A 26376-nucleotide genomic window follows, 5' to 3' on the forward strand; every position below is an offset into this window, starting at 1 on the left:
GATATATATGTTACAAGCGTTACTGATTTTTGTACTTCAAATTATTTATGTTCCTGTTTTAACAATCCGGACGATTTTGCTTGTAAAAAATCAAACAAGATCCGCTGCTGGTGTTGGTTTACTCGAAGGTGCAATCTATATTATAAGTTTAGGGATTGTATTTCAAGATTTATCAAATTGGATGAATATTGTAGCCTATATAATTGGTTTTAGTGCCGGTCTTTTATTAGGTGGTTATATAGAAAATAAATTAGCTATCGGTTATATTACGTATCATGTTAGTTTGTTAGATCGTTGTAATGAACTAGTGGATGAATTAAGAAATGCGGGATTTGGTGTTACATTGTTTGAAGGGGAAGGAATTAATTCTGTTCGTTATCGATTAGACATTGTGGCAAAGCGTTCAAGAGAACAAGAGCTGTTGGAAATTGTGAACAGAATTGCGCCGAAAGCGTTCATGTCTTCTTATGAAATTCGTTCTTTCAAAGGTGGATATTTAACGAAAGCAATGAAAAAAAGAACATTAATGAAAAAGAAAGATCACGCATCTTAAAACGAGGAGAAGCTTTTCAGCTTCTCCTTGTTTTGTTCACTTTAAGTTTCTTAAGAATGTATTCGCGTTTGACGAATCATCATCATAAAATAATACCAGATATTTTAGTCTATAAATAATTATCAGATAATACTAGATATTTTAGTCTATTAATTATTATAATAGAGTATGAGATGGTTATAATTGAGACAAAAAAGATATATTCCTAGGTGGGGCCTAGGTGGCATATTGCTTTTTCTATTTGAGCATAGATGCCGATTCTTTTTTGCCAATATAGGGGATGGAGAGATTATCATGAGCAACATGCAGAAAAAAACAGACGTTATCTTAATTGGCGCTGGAATCATGAGCGCAACTTTAGGATCATTACTGAAAGAGTTAGCACCTGAATGGGAAATTAAAATGTTTGAAAAACTTGAGGGCGCAGGGGAAGAAAGCTCGAATGAATGGAATAATGCGGGTACAGGCCATTCTGCACTTTGTGAGCTTAACTATACATCCGAAAAAACTGACGGATCGATAGATATTAAAAAAGCCCTTAAAATTAATGAGCAATTTCAGCTTTCTAGACAGTTTTGGTCCTATCTTGTTAATAGCAATCTGATTCGTAATCCGCAGAAATTTATTATGCCGATACCTCATATGAGTTTGGTACAAGGGGAAAAAAATGTAACATTTTTGAAAAAACGTTTTAAAGCGCTATCAAATATTCCGCTATTTCAAGGAATGGAATTTTCAGATGACCCTGAAAAATTAAAGGAATGGGTGCCGCTTATTATGGAGGGGCGTACATCAAATGAACCGATAGCAGCAACGAAAATGGAATCCGGAACAGATGTGAATTTTGGTGCGTTGACACGCATGTTATTTGAACACTTACAAAACAAGAATGTTGAATTAAATTATAAACATAGTGTTGAAAATATTAAACGCATGAAAAATGGATTATGGGAAGTAAAAGTTCATGATATGAACAATGGTAAAATTGAATATCATACTGCAAAGTTCGTCTTTATTGGCGCTGGTGGTGGAAGTTTACCTTTACTACAAAAAACAGGGATTCCTGAATCAAAACATATCGGCGGATTCCCAGTAAGTGGACTATTTATGGTATGTAACAATCCAAAAGTGATTGAGAAACATCATGCGAAAGTATACGGAAAAGCGAAAGTTGGTGCTCCGCCAATGTCTGTTCCGCATCTTGATACAAGATATATTGACAATAAAAAGACATTGTTGTTTGGACCGTTTGCTGGATTCTCACCAAAATTTTTAAAAACGGGCTCAAATCTTGATTTATTAGGTTCTGTAAAACCAAATAACGTACTTACTATGCTCGCTGCAGGTGTAAAGGAGATGGCATTGACAAAATATTTGATTCAGCAAGTGTTGCTGTCGAACGAAAAGCGTGTTGAAGAGTTGCGCGAATTTATTCCGAATGCGAAAGGTGAAGATTGGGATGTAGTAGTAGCAGGCCAACGTGTGCAAGTTATTAAAGATACTGAAACTGGTGGAAAAGGAACGCTTCAATTTGGTACGGAAGTTGTTAGTGCTGCTGATGGATCAATTGCTGCATTACTTGGTGCTTCTCCAGGTGCTTCTACAGCTGTTAACGTCATGCTTGAAGTATTAGAAAAATGTTTCCCGCAATATATGGAAAAATGGGAAGACAAAATAAAACATATGATTCCTTCCTATGGTGTTTCATTAGTAGAAAATCCAAAACTTTTCCAAGAAATTCATACATCGACATCTAAGACACTTGGTTTAAGCAAGAAAGAACCTGTGTATAGTTAAACGAAGGTTTTGTATTTGAAATAAACGTATATAAGCAAGTTAAATGAAACATATTCAATTTGAGCTAGGGATTATAAAAATATAAAAGGGGTAGCTGCTTATAAGTTGATAAACTGGCTTATAGGCAGCTTATTTTTTGGTCAAGTAAAGTTTCACTTTATTTTAAACGTCTGTTCCACTGTAAATGTTGTTTGTAGTTACTAGCTAAGTAAATACGATTCGATGACTAGAAACATTCCCTTTATAAAGGCAATGTAGGTGGTGGGTAGTTTGTTAATAATATGGTAAAATAGAATCTAGCAGATTCAATCAGCATAAGCAAAAGAGAAATAAGTTTGAAGTGAGGAAACAACATGAGTCAAATCAACATACACAAGCCCAAAAAGTTAAAAATATGTTTAAAAGTATTGATGATTATTATTGGGGCATTCATCACAGCATATGGATTAGAAGCGGTATTAATTCCAAACAACGTATCGGATGGGGGAGTAACAGGTTTAAGTATCGTTAGCTCACAACTATTTGGTTTACCATTAGGGGTGCTAATTGGAGTCATTAATATCCCGTTTGTTTGGTTAGGATATAAGCAAATCGGTAAAAGTTTTGCTGTTTTCTCTATTATCGGTATTGCTTCACTTGCAATTGGTACGAGCTTGATGCACGAAATTCCAACGATTATTGAAGGGGACACATTGCTAGTTACCGTTGTTGGTGGTATTATTATAGGCTTTGGGATGGGGCTTGCTCTTCGTAATGGCGGCGCATTAGATGGAATTGATATGTTAGCTGTATTACTGTCTCGTAAATTACCGTTTGGGACAAGTGATTTAATTTTGCTTTTAAATATGTTTGTTTTTATCTTTGTTTCAGCGGTGTTCGGTCTTCAAGGGGCGATCCTGTCAGCGATTGCGTATTTTATTGCATCTAAAGTAATCCACATTGTTGAAGTTGGTTTAAGCGGATCGAAAACATTTAAAATTATTACGAAAGAACCAGATTTAATGGTAGAAACAATTCGAGAACGCTTAGGACGAAGTGCAACCTATAATGAAGTATATGGCGGTTATTCAAAGGAACAATTTAAAGAAATCACATGTGTGATCAACCGTTTAGAAGAAAGTAAAATGAAGGAACTTATTCATGAAATTGACAAGGATGCTTTTGTTACGGTATACGATGTAGCAGAAGTAAAAGGCGGTAACTTCAAAAAACATGATATTCATTAATAACACTGAAAAACACCTTTTAGTTAGGCTAAAAGGTGTTTTTTATATCTTAATAAAAAACATTGTTTTATAGATAAAACGATGTTTTTGTCATGATGTGTGATAAGGAATTTCACTATATCAGTTATATAAAAATATAAAATATTTTAAAAATTAAGATGGTTAAATTTTTAAATCGTGATAATCTTTGACTTGTAGTAAATATGTTTAAAAGGGAGAAGTGTTATATGAATAGTAAGATTGAGAACTTACCAAAATATCGAATTGCATATGTGCGACAAGTTGGTCCATACGGGTTAGGTAACGTGCAAACGATGGAGAAATTAAAAAGTTGGGCTACGGAGAAAAAACTTTTAGATGAAACGGCGATTGTATTAGGAATTTCGCATGACAACCCAGAAATAACGCCACCTGAAAGTTGTCGTTATGATGCTTGCATCGTTATTGCAAAAAATGAACCAATTGACGATTTTGTTGCTGAAAGTGAATTACCCGGCGGGAAATATGCGATTTATGAAGTAGAGCATACGGCAGAGGCGATTCAAAAAGCATGGATTGAAATTTTTCCCAACTTGCTAAATAGCGACTATGAAATAGATACAAGACCGGTGTTTGAGCGATACATGAAAAAGATGGTTGATAACCATCTTTGTGAAATTTGTGTACCTATCAGAGCGAAAAGGTAATTATCTTGCTAGTGTTGCATAGTAAGGAATCAAGTGAAACGAAGATAAGTTATTAGCAATGAAAGTTTCACTTGATAAAAAAGAGATGAACGGTACCCTTTAAAACGGACAGTTTCATAAAAAGATCTTTAAAAATCAAGTACTTAAAAGATGGTTCCGGTATTGTACCGGAACCATTTTTTTAGTGTCCGCAGTTCGGGGGACAGTTCAATGTTAGACGCTTGTTTTTTCATAATTAATTGTTTTATCCTGCAACAGAACATTTGGTACAACACGTATATAAATTAGCTCACTTATAAGTTCAACAATAGTTTGAGTAACAATTATAGCTGCTACTAAAGTGCTTATATCTGGCAAAGCTAATCCAAGAGGTAGTACTACTAAAGAATTCCGGGTAAAACTACTAAAAATAAGTGTTCTTCCTGAACTAACATCTAGTTTGAATAATTTGGCAATATATTTAGCGATGATTGGCATAATTACCATAAAAGCGATATATATAGGCACAACTTGAATAACTTGATTTATAAAATCAGGAAGTTTTCCTATTTGGGATGCAACAACTACAAATAGAGTCAAAGCCATAAAAGGAACTGGAAGCCAAGCTGAAATATTTAAAACTTTGTTACCCATTGAAGTTTTTCGAGATATAATTTGTATTAAAATAGCTATACCAAGAGGCAAAATAATTAACCCAAGAAAAGCTTCAATAAAAGGGTCTGGTTCAACAATTTTTGCTGTTTCACCCCCCATAAATATCCATAAATACAAAGGTAATAGTAACATTTGCACAATAAAGAGTATAGGTGTAGAAATCAAAATAAGCTTTTCATTCCCCTTACCTAAAGAAGTAAAAACAATTACATAATCGATACAAGGTGTTAATAATACTAAATAAAAACCGAGTAATAAAGGAGGATTATCTGGTAAAAGTCGAGATAAAATCCATACTACAATAGGTACTACAATAAAATTAGTTGTTAATAATGCACTGATAAATCTAGAATTTCCAAATGCATTTTTCAATGACATAAATGGGATTTGCGAAAACATACTGTACATTAATAAGGCAATAATGAATGAAATGATGAGCTCTAACCTTTCGCCATGATTTGGCCAGATAAAACCAAATAATGCGGCTACTATTAGTACTATAAAATATAGAGACACTTGCTTCTCTTCAAATTTTTCTCGTGTAATCATAAGAAACTCCCTTATCAAATTATTTGTATTTATCATAACATACACCTAAAAATAGTAATCATGATAAAGAGGAATGAGTGGGAAAAATACACAAAAGCCTCGAATCATGGACTTTTTTAAGTGTCCACGATTTAGGATACAATTCATAGAAGGAAATTAGTAAGTTTCCTTTCCTACAAAGTATTTTTTCATCCATATAAAGTAAAAAGAAAGAGATTGTCTCCAGAAGAAATAAAAGAGTATAGACAATTATACGATATTTTAGCACCGAATATAATTTTATTTATATGTAAAATTGCATATATTTAATGATTGATAATCGTGAAGTATTGTAACTATAATAATTACACTGGTATATAAAATAGATTGACTACAGTTAAAAGTAATAAGAATGGAGGTACCTTAAAAGATTTAGTTGTGTATGTCTGGTTCCAAAAGAATTAGATATAAGGACTTATGTTTTACAATAGAACTCAAAATCCTGCTATTAGGATTTAATATTTCATTACTGTAGTTATATAATTTTATATTCATATGTACTGTTAATAAATAAAAAATAATAATAGAAGTGTATGGAAAGAACAGAACAGCATTTTTGTAGGTACCAAATTGAATGTTTTATTTAGGATTAGAATTTTAAATTAAATTTATTTAATTTAATAATAAAATTTTAAAGGAGTAAGAATATGAAGAATTTCGTAAAAGTAGGATTAACTACAGGAGTAATGTTATCGATGATTATGCCCTATGGAGGAGCACATGCGGCAACAGAAGATTTAAAAGTGGAAACAAAGGAAGATACGTTCCGAACAGGTAATTTAACATCGCCTTCTCAAAATTCGGCGGAAAATGTAGCAAAAGACGCATTAAAAGGAAAAACAGAACAAGCATTATCATCAAAGCAAGTTAATACTGAATCAAAAGTTAATTATAATGTTACGCAAAGTCGTAAATCTTATGATGGTACAACATTGGTACGTCTTCAACAAACATATGAAGGACGGGATGTATACGGATATCAACTGACCGCACATGTTAATGACGATGGTGTACTTACGAGTGTTTCGGGGGATAGTGCCCAAGATTTACAACAACAAGAAGATTTGAAACAACCTATTACTCTATCAGAAGAGGATGCAAAGAAACAGCTTTTTAACATCTATGGGCATAATCTTACATTTGTTGAGGAACCAGAAATTAAACAAGTGGTATATGTAGATGAAAATACAAATAAAGCTACAAATGCATACCAAATTACTTTTAGTGCATCTACACCTGAATATGTATCTGGTACAGTATTAATTGATGCTTTTGGTGGGAATCTATTAAAAGAACTTGTTCAAAAATTGGGGATACAAGTAGATAATAGTATTGTCCAATCTGCGACATCAAATAAATCACAAGATCCTTCTAAATTAACAGGGACAGGAAAAGATGATTTGGGTATTAATCGTACATTTGGAATTTCGCAACGAAGTGATGGAACGTACATTCTTGCAGATTATTCTCGTGGTAAGGGAATTGAAACGTATACAGCTAATTATAAGGATTATAATAATTATAGAAGAAATGTATGGGGTTATCTGGATGACTTAGTTACAAGTAATTCTACGAATTTTACAGATCCTAAAGCAGTTAGTGCACATTATTTAGCAACTAAAGTATATGATTTTTATCAAGAAAAATATGGCCGTAACAGCTTTGACAATAATGGACAAAAAGTAATTTCTGTAGTTCATGGTTGGAACACAAATGGTACGAATAAAGGAAATCCAAAGCAATGGTTTAATGCATTTAGTAATGGGGCTATGCTGGTATATGGAGATCCAATTGTCAGAGCATTTGATGTGGCAGGGCATGAGTTTACACATGCGGTTACAAGAAATGAGTCTGGTCTTGAGTACGCAGGAGAATCTGGTGCAATTAATGAAGCTTTATCTGATATTTTAGGAGTAGCAGTTGAAAAGTATGCAAATAACGGAAAGTTCAATTGGACAATGGGAGAACAATCTGGTCGTATTTTTAGAGATATGAAAAATCCATCATCTATCTCTTCTAGATATCCAGAAGATTATAGACATTATAACAATCTACCTATTGATGCTGCTCATGATCATGGTGGTGTACACACGAACTCTAGCATTATTAATAAAGTAGCTTATTTGATTGCTAGTGGTGGAAATCATAATGGAGTAAATGTACAAGGCATTGGGGAGGATAAAATGTTTGATATTTTTTATTATGCAAATACGGATGAATTAAATATGACTTCTGACTTTAAAGAATTAAAAGAAGCCTGTATTCGTGTAGCAACGAACTTATATGGTAAAGATTCATCAGAAGTACAAGCTGTCCAACAAGCCTTTAAAGCAGCTTACATTTAACAGCAAATAGATTTTATGTTTTTATTTTCTGATAATAAATTATAAAAGTTTTATTATAATATATAAATTAATTTTAGATATATAGACTAAAAAACCTTGCAGAATTTGTCTGCGAGGTTTTTTGTTAAAAATATGAGCTATGCTAAGAGTCTACAGTACCACGCCTAATTTAGTTTCATAAGTTGTTCCAGTGATATTAATAGCAACATCGGAAGAATCATTAGTAGTTTGGTTAGATTCCTTCTCTTTATCAGCTTGAAACTTGTGTAGCATCTCCATGATAATCCGTAAATATACACTTTTATAGACGTACTAAGTGTTCATTACATCATAAAATATCCAAAGAACAAAACCGTTCCAAAAGGTGTACCTTTAAGGATAAAACTTTAATCCTTATGAAATCAAGGTGTGACATGTTTATAAAAGTTTATTAAGTCCCAACAGCTTTTATAAATCTCTTAGCGTACAATTTTCTTAAAATGATATGGTGACCTCTGTTAGTACGTTGGCTGTACCCCTTATACAAATTCTTGCTGTTGACTGGTACAATGAAGAAAATCGGTGAATAAATTATGGCAAAGAAAACAAGTTGGTCTTACATTGTCGGTTTAACATGGCTGGCAACCGTTACATTACTTTGGACAAATTTTGCTTATTATTTATCGGTAAAGTCCTGTTAGACTGGCTCCTAATGCAATCATAATCATAATGATAGAAACACTTAGGGAGACAACTTTATTTGGAATCAAATAAGCAAAATGAAAAAATTGCAGGAGATCTTATTTTTTATTTTTACTATAGGTACTTTTAAGTGGTTGTAGTTCAAATGCAAATTCAGAGACAGATGTATTCCAATATAAAGGCTCTTTATAGGTGATAACAGTACAGTCTACAACATAGTTAAACAGTTGTCTCATAACGAGGGGTTAAGTCAAATGTCACTTGAAACAAAAAAGAACCTTATAGAGTCGTTTTAGAGTATAAGCGGATTCCCCCCCTAATTTTGGACACGTACTATCCTTAACGCATTGTTTCATAGAATTGCTCTTTCTTTCGGCAATTTGCTTCTTTTTTCAGATGAGACAAGAAAAAAATCTCGCCTCATACTCGAACTTCTTTGATTTTTAACGCTTCTTTTTGTACTCGTCGATAAAATTCATTTGGTGATAGATCCAAATACTAGAATGGATCCTTCGGTTGTTGTAAAACTCAATATATGTAACGACTTCTTGATAAGCTTCGGCATATGTTTGAAACATACAGCGCTTCAGACATTCGTACTCCAGTAAACGATGAAATGATTCAATATAGGCGTTCATATTTGGTGTCTTTGGTGGAATTCACTCATGCAGGAGCTTCGCCTGCCCTCACTCACAATTTTTTCTTCCTTTTTCTGATAATAGTATGTGGAAGGGGAAATTCCCAAGATACGAAGGACGCAGCGAACCGCGTATCCTTTCTCAATCCACTTATGAGCTACTTCAAGCGTTTCAGTAAGTGAGGGTTCTTCTTTTTTAGTACATCACGCAAGATAGCGATTTCTAAATCTTTTTCACTTAATAGCTTTTTCAGTTGATCATTTTTCTGCTTCTAGTTGTTTGACTTCACCCGATAAAACCACTTCATGATGCCCAACTTTTTGTCGATCATGACCTTGAAAAGTTTTTACCCATTTGTGTACGAATTTTGGACTGAGATTATGTTTTCTAGCTACTCATGCGTTATTTCCAGTTTCCATTGCTTCTTGTACCACTTGTTGTTTAAATTCTATAGAATGTTTTCTTCTTTGCATAATAAATGCCCCCTTATTTGGCTATCTCGAGTATGAAACAACTCTTAGTAGGTGTCCAAGTTCATTAGGAGTCTAAAGAGTAATGTGCCAGGTTTTAATCCTCGCATGCAATTTATTGATAACACATATAAAGTAAAAGTAATCAACAAACTTGCTAATGATAAACTGAAAAAATATGATAGTCTTATATTTAATCATCGTATTAAACAAGATGTTATAAGTAGTTTTGGAGATAACTTAGGAACAGTGTATCATTAAGGTTGAAGGATTGATTACATATTATCATGATATAAAACGCTTCAGAGAAGTAGATTTACAATAAAAATGTTTCTAATAAGGTCATTATACCTTTATAGAAAAATGGAGGGAATTTCTATTTATGAAAAAATTCCTATTGTTTCTTCAAGGTTGTTTCTGGTTAAATATTAGCTTGCTACCTCTCTCTTTTTTTATAGGTGGTTTTGCAACAGATCCTCCTGATAGTACAGCATTTGATTTTTGGAAAGGGTTTTTCTTTATTCAAGGAATCCCTCTTATCATATTTATTATTGGCTTCCTTATCTTAATTGTAATAAATAATAAAAAGAAGAATGTTAATTTCTAATAGGGGGGCACGATTATCTAAAAGGGAAGAAGGTCTAAATTCTCTCCTCGCTGTAAAAAGGTTAGCAAAATAAAAACTTTTTAATAAAGAAGAATCTAGTATGTTTCTTACATACAATAAGAAATTTTCTTCATTCCCTTTTTTATTTTAAAAGAATATATAATGTTATAGGATGAATTAAAAATACAGTAACAAAATTATTTTGGTAGCTAATAAATATGTTAAGCAGCGCTATTCTTTAAATTAACCATCAGAAGTAATAAGGTAGAATTGTCCTGAATTTTTTGTTAAGTTTAACTTATCTAAGAACTTCAGGGGGGATGAACAGTGAAAAAGAAAATTATATGTGGGATACTTGGTCTGGCTATAGTGTTATTAGGAATTTACATTACTCTAATATATAGTAGTGGAAAAACAGAAGAAACGGCTCGGAAGGTCCAAAAAAAACAAAGCTCTAATTATGTAGTCAGCAATGAAGAGTTATCTAGGGCTGCTAAGGTTATTGGAGAAATAAAAGACGAGCAAACCTTAAATCATAAGATGATGGAAATGTTATTTCAAAAACTCACATTTGATAACGATAATTTTAAAGTTCCTAATGTCCTTCATCCAAAGCGAATTCAAATGACAAAAGAAAACATCCAATACTTAAAAAATAACTTGGATATAATCAATGATGATGATGAAAAAAACGAATATAAATCCATTCTAAACAAATGGTACAATGGAGACTTTAAATCTGTAGTTGAAGATTTTAAAAAACTTCGTTATTTACTTTGGGGAGATAAAGCTCTAACTCCAGCGAAGAAAACTGATAAAGATGAAAAAGAATATATTCTTCATTTCTTTGGTCAGGAAGGTTTAGATATCCATAACAAACAGTGGAAATAAACTTTTTAAAAATAATGATTCAAATCGACAGCGCTGAAAAAGTGATTGCTTTGAAAAAATAACATGCATTTCACCAAAATGTTGAGAGTGAAAAGGTAATTATTTTGCTAGTGTTGCATAATAAGGAATCAAGTGAAACGAAGATAAGTTATGAATAATGAAAGTTTCACTTGATAAAAAAGAGAAAGTCATCATTTTGCTTGCACTGCTTCAAAATGATGACTTTTTATATAGGGAAAATGAGTGGTTTTACATATCTTGAATGATATCTTTTTCTTGTTTTTGTCCAAACTTTTGTAAAAGAGAAAGCAACATAAACCCTGTTATACCTAGTGTGCCAAAGATGATCCAAAGGGCATAAGTTCCTTCATTTTGTGATGTAGACAATGTGCCGGTATAGCTTCCAACGATAAAGCCAATCGCAAGAGAAAGTTGATAGACGCCAAAATATGTTGCTGTATAAGATTCATTGCTATAATTTGCAATTGCAATATCGGCGTTAGGTAATACAAGTGTTTCGCCAATTGTAAATAAAATCACGCAGCTAAATAGCCAATACGGATGGGACAATAAAGGGATAAGTAAAAAAGAAAGTCCCATTAATAGTACGCCGCATTTTACAATTGAAAGGGTGTTGTAACGATGAAATGCCTTTCGAAATAGAATCATAAATAAAACACCTGTAATGGCATTTACCGTAATAACAAGTCCACCTAGCTTTGTACTATGACTGATATGAGTCATATAAAGCGGAAGAGCAACGGTAAGCTGCGTAAACATAATGTAAAAGAAAATCATAATGAATGAAAAGGAGAGAAAATGTTTGTTTTCAAAAACGTTTTTTAAACCAGATAAAAGATTTATATTTTCAGTAGAAACTTGGAAGTGAGGCTTAAGAAAAATAAATACAATAGCCAATAATAACATCATAAATCCAGTAAGTATAAATGGATATAAAGGGTTCCATGCGAGTAATAAAGTACCAGCAATTGGACCAATCATCGCGCCGCTGTTAAAAGCGAGATTTAAGTATGTAAATAAATCTTTGCGCAGGTAAGCTGGTTGTGAGCCAAATACAGCGCGGGCTGCTGGTTCATAAAGAGCAGTTCCAAACCCGATAAGCGAAGAAGAGAGTGCAATCGTATGAAACTCTGAAAAGATTCCTAGGAAAATAAAACCAATTCCCCTTAATAGTAAGCCAGCGATCATCATAATCATGTAACCCAATTTATCAGCAATCATGCCAGAAAGAAAAGGGATTATTCGTGAAGTAATAATAATAATCGTTAAAATGGTTCCAACTTGCAAAGCAGAAAAGTGTAAGAAATTCGATAAATAAATGGCAAGAAAAGCGTATACTGCAAAGTATCCAAATGACATAAAGAATGAAGAAACCAGTATAATGCGTATGGGGATTGAAAAGTTTTTCATAAAATCTCCTCCGAAATTGTAACCATTAAAAACTTTTAATGGTTAACCATTTTATACTATAATTATACATAAAGTCAGAAAAAAGTAAATTTTAGAAAGATGGTGAGTGTATTTGAATCAAAGTCAAGAAGCTCCAGAACAATTAGAAATTGTAAGGGGATTTTTAAATACGTGGAGAATTCCAAACGATACAAGAGAGGAAGTGGACGAGCTTCATACGATAGAAGATGTACTTCGTTTTACGAAAAGGCATTGGGAGGAAGAGATTTCTTTTGGGACAGTGGATGAACTAAAACAGTTTCGAGATGAACTTCGTTTTATAGTTGAGGAAAAAGGATCACTGCAACAATGGCTTGAAAAATATCCATTTCGTGTGTGTATAACAGAAAATATGGATGCGATTACATATGAACCAGTAGGGGAACAGAATTTTTATACAATCCTATTACACATTATTTTAGTAGCGATTGAGGAAGGAAAGTGGAGTCGATTAAAAGCATGTCCAGATTGTCGCTGGGTCTTTTTTGATCATTCTCGTAATGGAAGTAAGCGTTGGTGCGGGATGTATGCGGGAGGAAAAGAAGGGAGAGCATGCGGAACGATTGCGAAAGTAAAAAAATATCGAGCGAAACGAAAGGGGTAATATATTAATCTTGAAAAGAAAAAAGCTTTGCAATATGTGAACTGCACCCCAATTGTTAGACACAGTCTAACAATTGGAGGTGTAGTTTTTTTATGACAAAATTTACGAAGGATTCAAAGTTAACGCTTGTTAAAGGCTTTAATCCAAAAACAATTTCTCAAGCAGAATATGCAAAACAGATGCATATTACAAAGGCACAATTTCAATACTGGTTACGCTTATACGAACTCCATGGAGAAGAAGGTTTACACGAGGTCTATACAAATTACACCGCAGAGTTTAAACTAGACGTACTAAATTTTATGGCTCAATCGGGTATATCGTTAATGGATACAGCGGCTATATTCATGGTTCCTTCTTTTACAACGGTTTATCAATGGAAGAAGCAATTTGAAGTAGGTGGCTTAGATGCCCTTGAACCAAAGAAAAAGGGGCGTCCATCCATGAAAAGTAAAAACACAAAACATGATACGAAAAAGATTCCGGCAGAAGGTTCAGTTGAAGCGTTACAAGCTGAATTAGAACGCTTACGTATGGAAAATGCGTATTTAAAAAAGTTGAATGCCTTAGTTCAAAACAAGGAAAAATCACCAAACAAGACAAGGCACAAGTAGTCTATGAATTAAGGCATGAGTTTCAAGTGAAAGAATTAGTAAAGTTAGCCGATATCCCTCGAAGTACCTATTATTTTTATGTAAAACAAATGGATAGAATCGATCCAGATGCCGATTTAAAAGTAGAAATTAAAGCGATTTATGATGAACACGAAGGTCGTTATGGATATCGTCGTATTCGTGATGAATTAGCCAATCGTAATCAAATAGTGAATCATAAAAAAGTGCAACGAATTATGAAAGAGTTAGGTTTAAAATGCCTTGTACGTATGAAAAAATATAAATCTTATAAAGGAACAGTTGGTAAAATTGCACCTCATATTTTAGAGCGTAAATTTACGGCAGATACGCCAAATGAGAAATGGGTAACCGATATTACGGAATTTAAATTATTCGGTGAGAAACTGTATGTATCACCTATATTAGACTTGTATAATGGTGAAATCATTACCTATACAATTGGCTCTAGACCGACGTATTCACTTGTTTCAGAAATGTTAGAGACAGCATTAAAAGGTTTACCTGAAAATCACCAACTAATGATGCATTCAGATCAAGGGTGGCATTATCAAATGAAACAGTACCGTCACGCATTACAAGAAAGAGGTATCTTACAAAGTATGTCTCGTAAAGGCAACTGTTATGACAACGCAGTAATGGAGAATTTCTTTGGAATCATGAAGTCTGAGTTTCTCTACATAAAAGAGTTTGAAAGTGTAGAGCACTTCAAAATAGAATTAGAAAAATATATAGATTATTACAATACAAAACGGATAAAGGCAAAATTAAAAATGAGCCCGGTGCAATACCGGACTCACTTTTATCAAGCTGCCTAATGAAATAACCGTGTCTAACTTTTAGGGGTCACTTCATATGGTGCAAAGCTTTTTTCTACTTGTACATATGTTAGATTGTTACTCTATCTTTTTGGCTGAAAAATGTGTTGGAAAAAGTATTTGTGATGCAAGTTGTTAACCATTTTATTTGCTTGATACGTACGTTGTTGTTCCAATCGAACACGCTGTTCCATCATTTTTATTTCGTGGTCTGATAAACGTAACATTGTACGAGTCTCCTTTACTATAAATGTAGGTTTCTTGTGACATCGATTCCAAATTATTTATAGTTAAGGAGGAATGCTGTGTAACATCAGTAAAAAGCACCTTCCCTCTCCCATTACGCTTACGAGGTTAGCTGTCGGACTCGGGAAGTGAGAGTTTCCCTACTTAAAAAAGATTCGCCCCAAGTAGCAAATGCTACAAAAATGGGTCCCCCGCTCCACATAGTGGATTCAGCAAAAGGTTTTATAATTAAAAAAATAACATAAAAAAGGAATTAAGTCAAACTATTTATTTTATTTAGATTTTTCTAACTTTACAAGAAGTGTTCCATCAGGTAACAAAATATTCTGTGTTTCAATAAATCCGTGCTTTTTATATAGAGAAAGGGCAGGGGTGTTTGCTTTGCCTGTCTGTACAATATATGTATGCATATGAGGGAAGAGTTGAAATAGATGGAGTAATAAGTCAGTAGCAATTCCTCTATGAAAATAGTTTGGTGATACGACGAGTCGATGGATATCGACGAAAGATTCCTCGTTTGTAAATGAAATAAAACCTACTAATGTATGTTCTAAGAAATAGCCATAAAAGGTTTCTTTACAATTTTGAATATCAGTAATGCGGTCATATAAACGCGGAATGGCATGACTGTTTATATACTTTGCCTCAATTTCATAAGCCGGAATTTGAATAGCAAGAATAGCTTTTGCTATTTCAATAGAAGCTGGATTTAATTTAGAAATCATATGTGTCTCTCCTTTAAGAAAATTTATTTGAATAATGTGTATGAAATGGTCTGGATAAGATCCTGAATGATTATGTGTTCTACTGTCCACCACAAATTTCAGTAGGAGTAAGGTCGGTCATCAAAGTACGATTGGTGAAGACGAATAATTAATGAGGGACGAAGCGAAACTTACTTATTAAAGTTTCGCTTTCTTTATGCATTGCTGTGCATATTCACGTGCCCAATTATCTGCTGCTAATACTACTTCTAAAGAAGGATTAATAATCGTATCATGAGCTTCAAGTGTAGAGTAAATTGTTTTTTCGATATCAAAGAATGAAATGTCATTTTGTAAGTATCGAGCATTTGCGATTTCATTTGCTGCATTTAAGACAGTAGGGGCTGTACCGCCAAGTTTTCCAGCTTCATAAGCATAATGTAAGCAAGGGAATTTCTTGAAATCTGGTTTTTCAAAATGTAAGCTACCAATCTCCAATAAATTTAGTTTTTTATAGTTCGATTGTAACCTAGTTGGATAATGAAAAGCATATTGAATAGGTATTCTCATATCAGGCGCGCCAAGTTGGGCCATGACGGATCCATCTACAAATTCAACTAAGGAATGGATGATACTTTCTTGATGAATGAGAACGTCAATTTTTTCATAAGGAATATTAAAGAGCCAACGTGCTTCCATAACTTCAAAACCTTTGTTCATTAAGGTAGCTGAATCAATCGTTAATTTTGCCCCCATTAACCAATTTGGATGTTTTAAGGCATCCTGAGCCTTTAGCATCGCCATTTCTTCCCGTGTTTTCTTTCGGAATGCGCCTCCCGAAGCTGTAATGATTAACTTTTCAATTTCTTGACTGTTTTCTCCATTTAAACATTGGAAAATAGCGGAGTGTTCACTATCGACAGGAATTAAGCGACAATTATTTTGATTAGCAAGATCAGTAACAATATGACCTGCAGCTACTAATGTTTCTTTGTTAGCTATCGCAATGTCTTTCTTTTCTTTTAATGCTTCAATTGTAGGAAGAAGACCTGAAATACCAACAACAGAAGTAAGAACAAGGTTTGTATCAGGATGTGTTGCAACTTCAATTAATCCATCAGGACCATATGTGATTTTTATGTTGCCGGAGATTCGCTGACGAAGCGTAGTTGCTAATTCTTTTGTACCAACGCATACAATGCGAGGATGAAATGCTTCGATTTGTTTTTCAAGAAGTTCAATATTATGATTGGCTGTTAAGCCGATAATTTGAAAATGTTCAGGATGGTTAGCAATTACATCCAATGCAGATGTACCGATTGAACCAGTTGAACCTAAAATAGAAATATATTTAACCATGACAAAATCCTCCAAAGATGAATGAATATTTTTGTGAATCTATATATATTTAGACAAAATAGATGAAATTCCTTCTGGATAAAACAGAAAGTGAATGCTTATCAGATAAATATGCATGTAATCATGCAAAAAATACGATGGTAGGAAAGAGTACATATTTAGAATTTTTCAGGAGCTAATAGTTGGATTGGACAGAGGTATAAGCAAAAGACAATAAGGAAACGATAGACGTTCCCTTATTGTCTTTTGCTTTGCATATGTTTCGTAACCTTGTTTCGATTGCCACATATTTTCATTGAACACCATTTTCGTCGTCCTGTTTTATCAAGAAATAGTAAAATACATGCTTCGTTTTGACAGCGTCTTAAATATTGAAGTTGATTGCTTGAAATAAGTTGTAATATATCCAATGCAATGAGTGATTTTATACATTCATAAAATGATCCGTTTGGGATAGGAACAATTGCATTTTTATGTAATTGCATGGAGTAAGGAAGTTGATTTGCTAATGTTTGCATTGTTTCGATATCCGTTTGTTTTATGTTTCCTTTCGTATGAATTATGTCTAAAAATAAAGTGCGAAGGAACTGACGGAATAGGAGAAGTTGCTTAATATCTTTATCGCTCAATTCAATTGTTTTGTGCTCGATTAACCATTGTAAGCTTGGCGTATATTCACTTACAATATGTAACCAATCATTGAACTTTTGGATATCTGTTAATAGTTCATGTCTATTTCCCCAGCGGATTACTTCTGTGTTAATGAAGTCAATTGATAGATTTTCAGAGATTAAAGGAAAGTATGTTTGTGTTTTCATATCAATACCCTTCTTTCCATTTGAATTCTATTTTAATCGTAAAAGAAAAGTGCCTTTCTGTAAATGAAAGGCACTTTTCTTTAAAGCCAAAAGGTAGGATATTTTCTATCTTTCTGAAGATTATTAACAAGTAAAGCGGCAATAACAATTATCATCGATCCAATTAAAACAGGGCTAAAAAGATAATTCCAAGAATATCCTCCAGCAATTACAACAATTGGGTCTGCGCCAGCAGGAGGGTGTGTTGTTTTTGTAATCATCATACCGAAAATTGCTAAACCAACTGCTAATGCAAGAGCCCAAGGAGTATTTCCGAAAAGAGTATAGATACAAATACCAATAAAAGTAGATAATAAATGACCTCCGACAATATTCCTCGGCTGTGAAAAAGGAGCATTCCAAATGCCGAATGCTAGCACACAACTTGCTCCGAATGGTGCCATAATCCATAATGTGTTCGTGAATTGTGTTAAATAAGATAGAAGGCCGATGCTGAGAAACCCACCTAATAATGCGATGAGAGAATCAGTTAGATTAACTTTTAAAGGCGTTTTTGCGGCAGGAAACATTTTTTTGAAAAACCCCGCATTTAATCGTATTCTTTTTGTCTTAGAGAAAGGTAAGACAATTTCTTTTTTCATCTTTATCCCTCTTTCTATTGAATTTTCATTTTTATCTTACTATTTTTAAATTAACCTGTCAAAAATTAATTGAAGGGTTAGTTTTCGGTAAAAAAATAATCTCAAAATATTGAGATGTATTTACATGCTTCTTACGCACGCTGCATTTTATATAAATTATAAACAAATTATGTCCTCATGTATGTAAGATTTTAATAGTACTGCGGCAATTCTCGTAGTATTTTATCGACTCGATTAGCAAGTGAGGTAAGGTGAGGATCTTCTCTTGTTCGAAAAAATAATGTGCGTAAAAAAGTTTTTATATTGGCACATAGCATACAATATTCATTGAGGGATAGGCGTTTTCTAATTTGAGGTAGCCGCTTCATTTTTTTATATAAGATGGTGAAAAACGCTTCCTTTGGAAAATCACAATATAGCATAGCTAAAAGAGGGGTAGCAATTCTTTCATCTTCATTATTGTAATATATAGTCGAATGAATGAATATTTTATTTAACAAACAATGAATGATTTCTTCATAACACGGACCGGATATGTGAGGATTTTGAACAAGTTGATGAAAGGCGTCGGAAATATGCGCGATACTATGAGCCCATCCTTTTTGTTCAATATGTCCGCGGAAGTCTGATTCTAAATTCATACACGTAATAAGTTTTTCTTTTATTTCTATTATGGTTTCTGGCAATAGAAAGGTATGAACATTATCAAATTGAATAATTAAAGCAATTAATAATGCTGTATAAGAACGAGTGAATACCCCATCAGTATATGGAGATGATATTTCGAAATATAAATACTCTTCACTAAGGCATGTTGCCAATAATAGTTCTAATTGATCATGGGAGAGAAAATGATGTTGGATAAAATGAGAAAAAGATTCATATATTAATTGATTGCGAATATAGCTATCAGTTGTCCCGATATGCTGCATCATGCCTAGGGTCAACTCATCTATATCGAAATGTTGCATTTGTGAGTAATCATTTTGTTGAATGAGTTCTAGTTGTTGCTGCAGCGTTTGGATATTCAAAGGTGAACCTCCTCTTTCCTTTAATCGTACAATGTTTTCTAGTATTCTATATATTCAAGGACAACTTTGTTCATGCAGAAGTACAAGCTAAATGTGCATAATAAAAAAATGTTTAGTTTGTAAAGGAACGGTAATTCGGACAAAAATAGCATTTATGTAATACAATAATATATAAACAATACGCAGAAAGAGTTGATGAAATAATGAAACAGCAAAGAACTGGATTACATGCTAGTGTTGAGCGAAATGAAGATAATATGTTACATATACAGTGGGAAGAGGGGCCGGAGGAAGTTCGTATATATTGGGATACTGTTTCGGAAGGAATTGAAGAGAATGGTAAATTGTTATTGAAAGTATCGGGACAATCATCATGTACAATTGAAAGCCCAAGCGACAATGCGCGTCCCTACTTTCGATTAGTAGGGAGTAATGGGCAGGTTGTTACAGTCGCAGAACGCAAGTTACCGCTTCAAGGAGCATTTAATTTCCGAGATTTAGGGGGATATGAAACGACAGATGGACGCAAGGTAAAGTGGGGTAAAATATTTCGTTCGGAAGAATTAGCCGGTTTAACAGGGGCTGATATAGATTATTTACAACAATCTGGCTTGAGATTAATTTGTGATTACCGGACAGATTTTGAAGTGAAACATAAGCCGGATCCTCACATTCAAGGTGTTAGACAAGTATGCTTACCAGTTGTGCAAGACTTAGCAAAAGATTTAAATATAAATGAATTTTTCCAAGTAGGCGATGTATCGAAGTTAGGAAAACCAGGTGAATATTTGGTGAAAATGAATGAAGACTTTGTAACGGGAAATGAAGCGTTTGTGAAGTTTTTGCAACTTGCGCAAGATCCGGAAAACTTGCCGCTTGTTAATCATTGTACAGCGGGTAAAGATCGCACTGGTTTTGGTTCAGCTTTATTATTACTTCTGCTCGGTGTTCCAGAAAAAACGGTAATGGAAGATTATTTATTAAGTAATGGATTTCGCGAACAATTAAATCAAAAAATGATGGCACTATTAGGCGCAAATATACAGAGTGAAGAGAGTAAAGCGATATTAGCTGCAATGTTTGAGGCTCGTGCTGAATACTTACAAGCAGCGATTGATGAAATGTATAATAAATATGGAAATATAGAAAACTATGCTAAGAACGGCTTAGGTTTCACAAATGAACAATTGGATAGAATGAAAGAATTGTTATTAGAGAAGTAAGGATAAGAAAAACAAACGAAGAGGATGTTGTATAGCATCCTCTTCGTTTGTATATGGAGAAGTTATCCCGCTATTTTAGGGCAGTAAGACTCCCACCTCAAGATTCAGAGAAAAGCAAGGAAGATAGGTGGGAGTAGGGCTGCCCGTAACAGCCCGATTGGTGAGGGCTCATAATCAGTGGGGGATGAAGAAAACCCCCACTGATTAAAGTTTCACTTTATTCGTCGAATATAAATAACGCATCAATTGTAGTCTGTAATGCTTTGGCGATATCATATGCGAGTTGTAAAGAAGGATTATATTTGCCTTTTTCTAAATGGCTTATCGTTTCCCGGCGCACACCAACTCGCTTTGCTAGCTCTTCTTGCGTCATATGTAACCTCGCGCGAGACTCTTTTATGTTCGTTATGAACGCCATGGCGCATCTTCCATTTCATCAATGGGTATATCGTAAGCATAAATAGAGAAGCCAAATGTGAGAATGAGTAAGCTGAAAATGATAGCGATATCGAATTCTTGTAAAGGTGAATTTGGGAGTAGAATTTCTATGAATAGAATGATAGTCGTGGCCAATAGTGAAACGATAAACGCATTTCGACACGATTTATTAACAATTTGTTCAAAGAGTTCATCATGTTTGACCTTCCTATAAGTTGTAAAAAAGAAAAAGAAACAAAACATACTAAACAATCCTTTGTAGTAAAAGAATCCTAGGAAGCCGAAGAAGCCGAGGAATCCAAGATATTTGATCCATGTCGTTTTCATTGCATAGCCTCCTTTTAGATGGTACATATATAACTTTGTGTTATAAATATATCACATTTCCACTGATTATTAGTAATAATTGGATTTATTTCACATAGATGATAAAGAAAGGAGATTGAAAGTTTAGAAAAATGATACAATATAAGCGTGATAAATAAAAAGAATAGCATAAAATAGTTGTGAAGGAGGGAAAGAAAATATGAAACAATTCGTGATATTTATATTGGGATTTGTAGTAGTAACTGTAATTGGAACAGTTATGATAGGTAGAAAAGGGGACGAACATTATAGCAAAGCAACGAAGGGGAATATTAGGCGACTTACAATGATTTACCTTCTACTTGCGGCTGTGTTAACAGTTGGTTTAGGTTTATATATTTATTTTTATGGTTAAGAAAGCGTGAAAATAAAAAATATTAAAATTACAAGATATAACTATGATATAATAAATATACCATTTTACTAGTAATAGAGGAAAGGATTGGATGGTATGATTGAAATTTCGAATGTTTCGAAAAGTTATAATGAGAATTCATATGCAGTAAAAGACTTAAACTTAACAGTTCCAGATGGGGAAATTTTTGGTTTTTTAGGTCCGAATGGTGCTGGGAAATCAACAACTATTAAGATGATTACAGGTATTCATACAATTGATAAAGGGACAATTGTAATTAATGGAAAAAATGTGGCACAAGAACCGATGGAGGCGAAAAAAACTTTCGGTTATGTTCCAGATAGTCCCGATATGTTTTTACGCTTGAAAGGGATTGAATATTTAAATTTCATGGCGGATATGTATGAGGTACCACATGACGTTCGGCAAGAAAAGATTCAATCGTTAGCAGAGAGATTTGATTTATATAACGCTTTATCCGACCAAATTCAAAGTTATTCTCATGGGATGAGACAAAAAATTATTATCATTGGTGTTCTTCTTCATGATCCAGATGTATGGATTTTGGATGAACCGATGACAGGATTGGATCCTAAATCAGCGTTTACTTTAAAACAAATGATGAGAGAGCATGCCGATAAAGGAAAAACAGTGTTTTTCTCTACGCATGTACTGGAAGTAGCAGAGAAGTTATGTGACCGCGTTGCGATTATTAATAAGGGGAGCTTACAGTTTCAAGGGAATTTAACAGAAATGAGAGATCATTTTAAATCGAATGAGTCCCTTGAAAAAATGTTCTTGGAGATGACAGGAAATGAATAAAATTTGGACACTAACAAAGGTACTATTGAAATTAAATTATGCTGACATTATAACAGATAAAAAGAAACGATGGGCGTATGCTTTTTCCTTTTTAGCACTATTATTTGCGGGATTTATATTTATTGGACCACTTACATATGGAATGTATGTACAAATGAAAGCATTTGGACAAGAAACGTTGCTGCTTGGTATGGGATTGGCTGTTGCGAGCATATGGGTATTTGTTATTAGTATTACGAATATTTTAACTGTATTTTATTATAATAATGACGTTGAAACGTTACTACCATTACCTTTACAGCCAGCTCAAATTATTACTGCGAAATTTATTACCGTATTAATTACACAGTATGTAATGGCATCCTTTATTTTATTACCCATTTTCATTGTTTATGGAATACAAAGTGGTGCATTTATTACATATTATGTATACGTTCTAATCATTTATATCTTTTTCCCAATTATTCCGCTTGTACTTGCTTCCCTTTTAATGACATTGCTTATGCGATATACAAACGTTGCGAAAAATAAAGATAGAGGTAATATATTCATTGGATTAGTAACGTTATTATTTATTGTAGGCATTAATATATTTATGCAATGGAGAAACAAAAATGTAGCGTCAGAAGATATGGTAGCCAACTATTTTGCTGAGCATCAATCCTCCTTATTGGTTCAAATCACGAACTATTTTCCAACAACATATTTCGGAGCGATGGGTTTAATAGAAAATGCATCTTGGAAAGGAATTGTTTATGTATTCCTTTTTGCGGTGATTTCATTTGCATTTTTCGTGTTGTTTTTCTATGTTGCACAACGCACATATTTAAAAGGTGTTATCGGGCTTTCAACCAGTATGGCAAAAAAAGAGCGTATTTCAGCAGAAAATTTTAAAAAATCGACTGTACAAAGTTCACACATAAAAGCATATATAAAAAAAGAGTTCAAAATTTTATTTAGAACACCACAATTTTTTATCAATTGTATCGTGAACACCTTTGTTCTGCCAATTATGTTTTTCTTTATTATTTTCGTGCAAGATGGAAACTTAACGTGGATTTCGAAGTTTGTAAAAAATCCAGAGTGGGCTAGTTTAGCGCTAGGCATTGGTTTTTGTGCCGGGTTATTTTTAATGGGAAGTAATGTTATTGCCACAACCTCTTTTTCTAGAGACGGAAGTTCATGGTATGTGAATCGTTATTTACCAGTAAAAGCATCAGATATCTTTTTGGCAAAAGTATTTACAGCATGGTTTGTGAATATAACAATATTAGCTGTATTTGGAGTTGTTTTGACGATTTTTGGCGGCATTTCACCACTCTTTACATTATTATGGATATTGCTTAGTGCCAATGGTTTATGGTTCACAAATATAATTGGTGTACGTTGGGATGCGCAAACTGCAGATATACATTGGGATTCAGAGCAAAAACTATTTAAGAGTAGATATACAACATTATGGAACTTCCTTGCCAATATTTTGATGGATCTAGTTATTGTAGGTGGAGTTTGCGCATTATTTTTCTATTTTGAAGTTGGTATGTGGGGAATGTTTATCATCCTATTCATCGCATTTACCATTATGAATGGAATCATTACTCGAAGTATACAATTAGGTGCGGAACGTATTTTAGCAAATATTAAATAGGAAATAAATCCTCTGTATGTATGCAGAGGATTTATTTTCTACTTAATGAAAAGAGAAAGGATTATAAGTGTCAAAATAGCGTGGTAGAGTTAATAGATAGAGTTCGTTTTATTTCCTTACTTAGTCAGGAAATAAGGGGGAATAACAGGAGAAATTATTGATGATGATATATTAGTGAATAATATAATTATGTAAACAACGGTGATGTTATGTGATAAAATGAAGCTTTAATCAGCAGGATAAATAAATTGATTTTTCTGATGTTTATTTATCAAATAACAAGATTGTCAAAATAGCAGATTTTTTGATAAGCATACGATTGATAATATGACAATATCTTTTTTCTTTTCTTTCAAATGAGAGAGAAATCTACAAATATCAGCAAGGAATGCATAGTGCAATCGGATAAAAATATGGAGATAACTGTCGGGAAGAAAGTAGTCTGGACAAAAAGGGATTTGTATGAAGAAATAGAATCGTAAAGGGAGAGGATAAATTAGTAATGTAGGGGGCTTTTTTATGAAAATGAAAAAGATAACAATTGCATCTGTAGCGATTGGCACAATGCTTTCTATGACAGCTTGTAGCGGTACTTCCACAGAAAAAGATCAAGTGAAACAAGAACAAACAAATCTCCAAGAAGATGCGAAAACAGCAAGTGCGGATGCAACGACTACAACGAAAGATACAGAAACAAGCACATCCTCTAATGAAAAGACAGAGAAAGATCAAAAGACTAAGGAAACAAATACAAGTGATCAAACAACAGGAAAAGAAGCAAGTGTAAAAACAGATGATCAAACGACAAGTGGAAAAACGACAGAAAAAGAGACAAGTACAAAGTCGGCAGATCAAACGACAAATGGGAAAACAACAAAAGGTACGAAGCAAGGTGTAACTGTCAAAGCAAGTGTAAAAGAAGTGGTTCAACTTGTTGAAAGTTTGGATAAACATTTAGCAGCAAATCCAAAATTAGATACCGTAAATAAACTGGGAAAACAAATAAATGAAAAATGGGATGTAGTTGAAAAAGAGTTAGAGGCTTCACATCCAACTGATTATAAAACAATCGGCCAAAGTATATATCCATTAATTGTAGGAGCGGAGAAACAAAAAATAGACATAGCAAAAATGAAATCATTAACAACGAAAACGAAAAAGGACTTGAGTCAATTGTTAACGAAACTTTCATAATATACCGAATATAAAAAAGAAGAAACGACAGGAGTTTCTTCTTTTTTTATACGAAAGTGTTAACCATAACTACATTATGTAAACAATATATAGTATGAAAATAAAATCAGCAAAGACGAGCCTTCGCTGATTTCGGATGATAGATTATAAATAATTTTTAAATGTTCCATCTTTAATGCATGAGAGGGGAAGTTTTCTTTCTATTCCTTTTTTCTATATTACTCTCTCCTTAAGATTTTCAAAAAAGTATAATAATAAATGTTTGAAAAATCAATATTTTTCACATTGAAATGGAAGCAATCATAGCATTTCTTACTTGAATGAAATCTTTACCAGATAGAAAAATTTGTAATCCTCGTTTGCCGGCGCTAATACTAATGACATCCCAATTTAATGCGGATTCATCCACATATAATGGATAATTCTTTTTTACACCTAAAGGTGAAACTCCTCCGCGAATATAACCTGTCAGTCCTAATATTTCTTTCATGTGGACCATTTCCACTTTTTTATTACGACTTGCCGACGCAAGTGCTTTTAAATTCAGTTCTTTATGGGCAGGAACACATGCCATAAGAACCCCGGTTTTGTCTCCTCTAAGAACCAATGTTTTAAAAACTTGTTCTAGTTGTAAATCAATTTGTTCTGCGACATGCTTGGCATTTAAATTTTCTTCATCCCATTCGTACTCATGGACATCGTACGGAATTTTATGTTGGTCAAGAAGTCGACAAGCATTTGTTTTGCTACTCATATAGTACACTTCCTTATAGATAGTCTATGTATAGTATACAAAATTTTGCAATGTAAGACAGGGGAAATAAAAAAATATAAGAATATGTAACATATCATGTAAAAGAAGAGAGGGAGA

General features: G+C 33.4%; 27 protein-coding genes and 1 riboswitch. Of the genes, 15 read left to right on the plus strand and 12 right to left on the minus strand.

Translation table 11 applies throughout. From position 1 onward, the window contains the following. Positions 1-7: 7 nt before the first annotated feature. The 4 genes from MR063_RS12370 (at position 8) to MR063_RS12385 (ending at position 4262) form a co-directional block, all read left to right on the plus strand. Complete coding sequence (locus MR063_RS12370) at positions 8-553, plus strand: DUF2179 domain-containing protein (protein ID WP_012094592.1); 546 nt, start codon at positions 8-10, stop codon at positions 551-553. A 294-nt stretch (positions 554-847) separates the two neighbouring features. Further along, on the plus strand, positions 848-2350 hold the full coding sequence (locus tag MR063_RS12375) for a malate:quinone oxidoreductase (RefSeq protein WP_242198093.1): 1503 nt from the start codon (positions 848-850) through the stop codon (positions 2348-2350). Positions 2351-2703: 353 nt separating this feature from the next. After that, entirely contained in the window at positions 2704-3576 is an 873-nt protein-coding gene (locus MR063_RS12380) for a YitT family protein (protein ID WP_242198094.1), read from the plus strand. Between the two features lie 227 nt (positions 3577-3803). Then, positions 3804-4262 (plus strand): AraC family transcriptional regulator, encoded by a 459-nt coding sequence (locus tag MR063_RS12385; RefSeq protein ID WP_242198096.1) that lies wholly within the window; start codon positions 3804-3806, stop codon positions 4260-4262. Positions 4263-4475: 213 nt separating this feature from the next. Here the strand turns inward: MR063_RS12385 and MR063_RS12390 are convergent, their stop codons facing one another. Beyond that, positions 4476-5465 carry an arsenic resistance protein gene (locus tag MR063_RS12390; RefSeq protein ID WP_242198098.1) on the minus strand — a complete coding sequence of 330 codons (990 nt, stop codon included), beginning with the start codon at positions 5463-5465 and terminating at the stop codon, positions 4476-4478. A 686-nt stretch (positions 5466-6151) separates the two neighbouring features. Between MR063_RS12390 and MR063_RS12395 the strand changes: the two genes are divergently transcribed. Next, positions 6152-7849, plus strand: a complete 1698-nt coding sequence (locus MR063_RS12395; protein WP_242198101.1) for a M4 family metallopeptidase — start codon at positions 6152-6154, stop codon at positions 7847-7849. A gap of 1124 nt (positions 7850-8973) precedes the next feature. Here MR063_RS12395 and MR063_RS22165 read toward each other — a convergent pair. Then, positions 8974-9189: an integrase core domain-containing protein gene (locus MR063_RS22165; protein ID WP_396021838.1), complete on the minus strand. Its 216-nt coding sequence runs from the start codon at positions 9187-9189 to the stop codon at positions 8974-8976. A gap of 503 nt (positions 9190-9692) precedes the next feature. On the opposite strand from MR063_RS22165, the gene MR063_RS12400 reads away from it, so the two are divergent. The 3 genes from MR063_RS12400 to MR063_RS12410 all read left to right on the plus strand — a co-directional run bounded on the left by MR063_RS12400 (position 9693) and on the right by MR063_RS12410 (position 11136). Further along, a complete protein-coding gene (locus tag MR063_RS12400; RefSeq protein WP_242198103.1) occupies positions 9693-9899 on the plus strand; it encodes a hypothetical protein in 207 nt (68 codons plus the stop codon). 121 nt (positions 9900-10020) lie between these two features. Beyond that, positions 10021-10245: a hypothetical protein gene (locus MR063_RS12405; RefSeq protein WP_242198105.1), complete on the plus strand. Its 225-nt coding sequence runs from the start codon at positions 10021-10023 to the stop codon at positions 10243-10245. Positions 10246-10626: 381 nt separating this feature from the next. Beyond that, positions 10627-11136 (plus strand): DUF6241 domain-containing protein, encoded by a 510-nt coding sequence (locus MR063_RS12410; protein ID WP_242198198.1) that lies wholly within the window; start codon positions 10627-10629, stop codon positions 11134-11136. Between the two features lie 249 nt (positions 11137-11385). Here MR063_RS12410 and MR063_RS12415 read toward each other — a convergent pair whose 3' ends face one another. After that, a complete protein-coding gene (locus tag MR063_RS12415) occupies positions 11386-12567 on the minus strand; it encodes an MDR family MFS transporter (protein ID WP_242198108.1) in 1182 nt (393 codons plus the stop codon). 112 nt (positions 12568-12679) lie between these two features. On the opposite strand from MR063_RS12415, the gene MR063_RS12420 reads away from it, so the two are divergent. Both MR063_RS12420 and MR063_RS12425 read left to right on the plus strand, forming a co-directional pair. Further along, the gene (locus tag MR063_RS12420; RefSeq protein ID WP_277927859.1) at positions 12680-13210 is read left to right on the plus strand and encodes a CGNR zinc finger domain-containing protein; all 531 of its coding nucleotides are present in this window, start codon (positions 12680-12682) and stop codon (positions 13208-13210) included. Positions 13211-13302: 92 nt separating this feature from the next. Further along, a protein-coding gene (locus MR063_RS12425) for an IS3 family transposase (protein ID WP_242198113.1) occupies positions 13303-14660 on the plus strand; the annotation gives its coding sequence in 2 pieces (ribosomal slippage) (positions 13303-13759 and positions 13759-14660; 1359 coding nt in all). An 83-nt stretch (positions 14661-14743) separates the two neighbouring features. Here MR063_RS12425 and MR063_RS12430 read toward each other — a convergent pair. The 6 genes from MR063_RS12430 to MR063_RS12455 all read right to left on the minus strand — a co-directional run bounded on the left by MR063_RS12430 (position 14744) and on the right by MR063_RS12455 (position 19459). Next, complete coding sequence (locus tag MR063_RS12430) at positions 14744-14887, minus strand: hypothetical protein (protein WP_012094586.1); 144 nt, start codon at positions 14885-14887, stop codon at positions 14744-14746. 100 nt (positions 14888-14987) lie between these two features. Then, a riboswitch (cyclic di-AMP (ydaO/yuaA leader) is annotated at positions 14988-15131 on the minus strand. A 47-nt stretch (positions 15132-15178) separates the two neighbouring features. Further along, positions 15179-15631 (minus strand): GNAT family N-acetyltransferase, encoded by a 453-nt coding sequence (locus MR063_RS12435; RefSeq protein ID WP_242198115.1) that lies wholly within the window; start codon positions 15629-15631, stop codon positions 15179-15181. Between the two features lie 177 nt (positions 15632-15808). After that, a complete protein-coding gene (locus MR063_RS12440; RefSeq protein WP_242198118.1) occupies positions 15809-16969 on the minus strand; it encodes a 1-deoxy-D-xylulose-5-phosphate reductoisomerase in 1161 nt (386 codons plus the stop codon). A 236-nt stretch (positions 16970-17205) separates the two neighbouring features. Further along, positions 17206-17787: a CGNR zinc finger domain-containing protein gene (locus tag MR063_RS12445; protein ID WP_242198121.1), complete on the minus strand. Its 582-nt coding sequence runs from the start codon at positions 17785-17787 to the stop codon at positions 17206-17208. A gap of 80 nt (positions 17788-17867) precedes the next feature. Then, positions 17868-18428, minus strand: a complete 561-nt coding sequence (locus tag MR063_RS12450) for an HPP family protein (RefSeq protein WP_242198124.1) — start codon at positions 18426-18428, stop codon at positions 17868-17870. Between the two features lie 191 nt (positions 18429-18619). Next, positions 18620-19459 (minus strand): DUF2785 domain-containing protein, encoded by an 840-nt coding sequence (locus tag MR063_RS12455; RefSeq protein WP_242198127.1) that lies wholly within the window; start codon positions 19457-19459, stop codon positions 18620-18622. A gap of 203 nt (positions 19460-19662) precedes the next feature. On the opposite strand from MR063_RS12455, the gene MR063_RS12460 reads away from it, so the two are divergent. After that, entirely contained in the window at positions 19663-20682 is a 1020-nt protein-coding gene (locus tag MR063_RS12460; protein WP_242198130.1) for a tyrosine-protein phosphatase, read from the plus strand. Positions 20683-20899: 217 nt separating this feature from the next. Here the strand turns inward: MR063_RS12460 and MR063_RS12465 are convergent, their stop codons facing one another. After that, a complete protein-coding gene (locus MR063_RS12465) occupies positions 20900-21100 on the minus strand; it encodes a helix-turn-helix transcriptional regulator (protein ID WP_242198132.1) in 201 nt (66 codons plus the stop codon). After that, positions 21088-21447 (minus strand): DUF2178 domain-containing protein, encoded by a 360-nt coding sequence (locus MR063_RS12470; protein ID WP_242198135.1) that lies wholly within the window; start codon positions 21445-21447, stop codon positions 21088-21090. Before MR063_RS12470 ends, MR063_RS12465 begins: the two co-directional genes overlap by 13 nt. 199 nt (positions 21448-21646) lie before the next feature. Here MR063_RS12470 and MR063_RS12475 point away from each other — a divergent pair, with 199 nt between their 5' ends. The 4 genes from MR063_RS12475 to MR063_RS12490 all read left to right on the plus strand — a co-directional run bounded on the left by MR063_RS12475 (position 21647) and on the right by MR063_RS12490 (position 25505). Continuing rightward, complete coding sequence (locus tag MR063_RS12475) at positions 21647-21841, plus strand: hypothetical protein (RefSeq protein ID WP_242198138.1); 195 nt, start codon at positions 21647-21649, stop codon at positions 21839-21841. Positions 21842-21937: 96 nt separating this feature from the next. Further along, positions 21938-22663, plus strand: a complete 726-nt coding sequence (locus tag MR063_RS12480) for an ABC transporter ATP-binding protein (protein ID WP_242198140.1) — start codon at positions 21938-21940, stop codon at positions 22661-22663. Further along, complete coding sequence (locus MR063_RS12485) at positions 22656-24311, plus strand: putative ABC transporter permease subunit (protein ID WP_242198142.1); 1656 nt, start codon at positions 22656-22658, stop codon at positions 24309-24311. Before MR063_RS12480 ends, MR063_RS12485 begins: the two co-directional genes overlap by 8 nt. Before the next feature lie 519 nt (positions 24312-24830). Beyond that, positions 24831-25505 carry a hypothetical protein gene (locus tag MR063_RS12490; protein WP_242198145.1) on the plus strand — a complete coding sequence of 225 codons (675 nt, stop codon included), beginning with the start codon at positions 24831-24833 and terminating at the stop codon, positions 25503-25505. Positions 25506-25785: 280 nt separating this feature from the next. Here the strand turns inward: MR063_RS12490 and ybaK are convergent, their stop codons facing one another. Next, positions 25786-26259 (minus strand): Cys-tRNA(Pro) deacylase, encoded by a 474-nt coding sequence (ybaK, locus tag MR063_RS12495; protein WP_242198147.1) that lies wholly within the window; start codon positions 26257-26259, stop codon positions 25786-25788. Positions 26260-26376: the final 117 nt, after the last annotated feature.

Origin of the sequence: Bacillus cereus group sp. BfR-BA-01492, assembly GCF_022662815.1 — a bacterium.
In the GTDB taxonomy this organism is placed as follows: domain Bacteria; phylum Bacillota; class Bacilli; order Bacillales; family Bacillaceae_G; genus Bacillus_A; species Bacillus_A cereus_BD.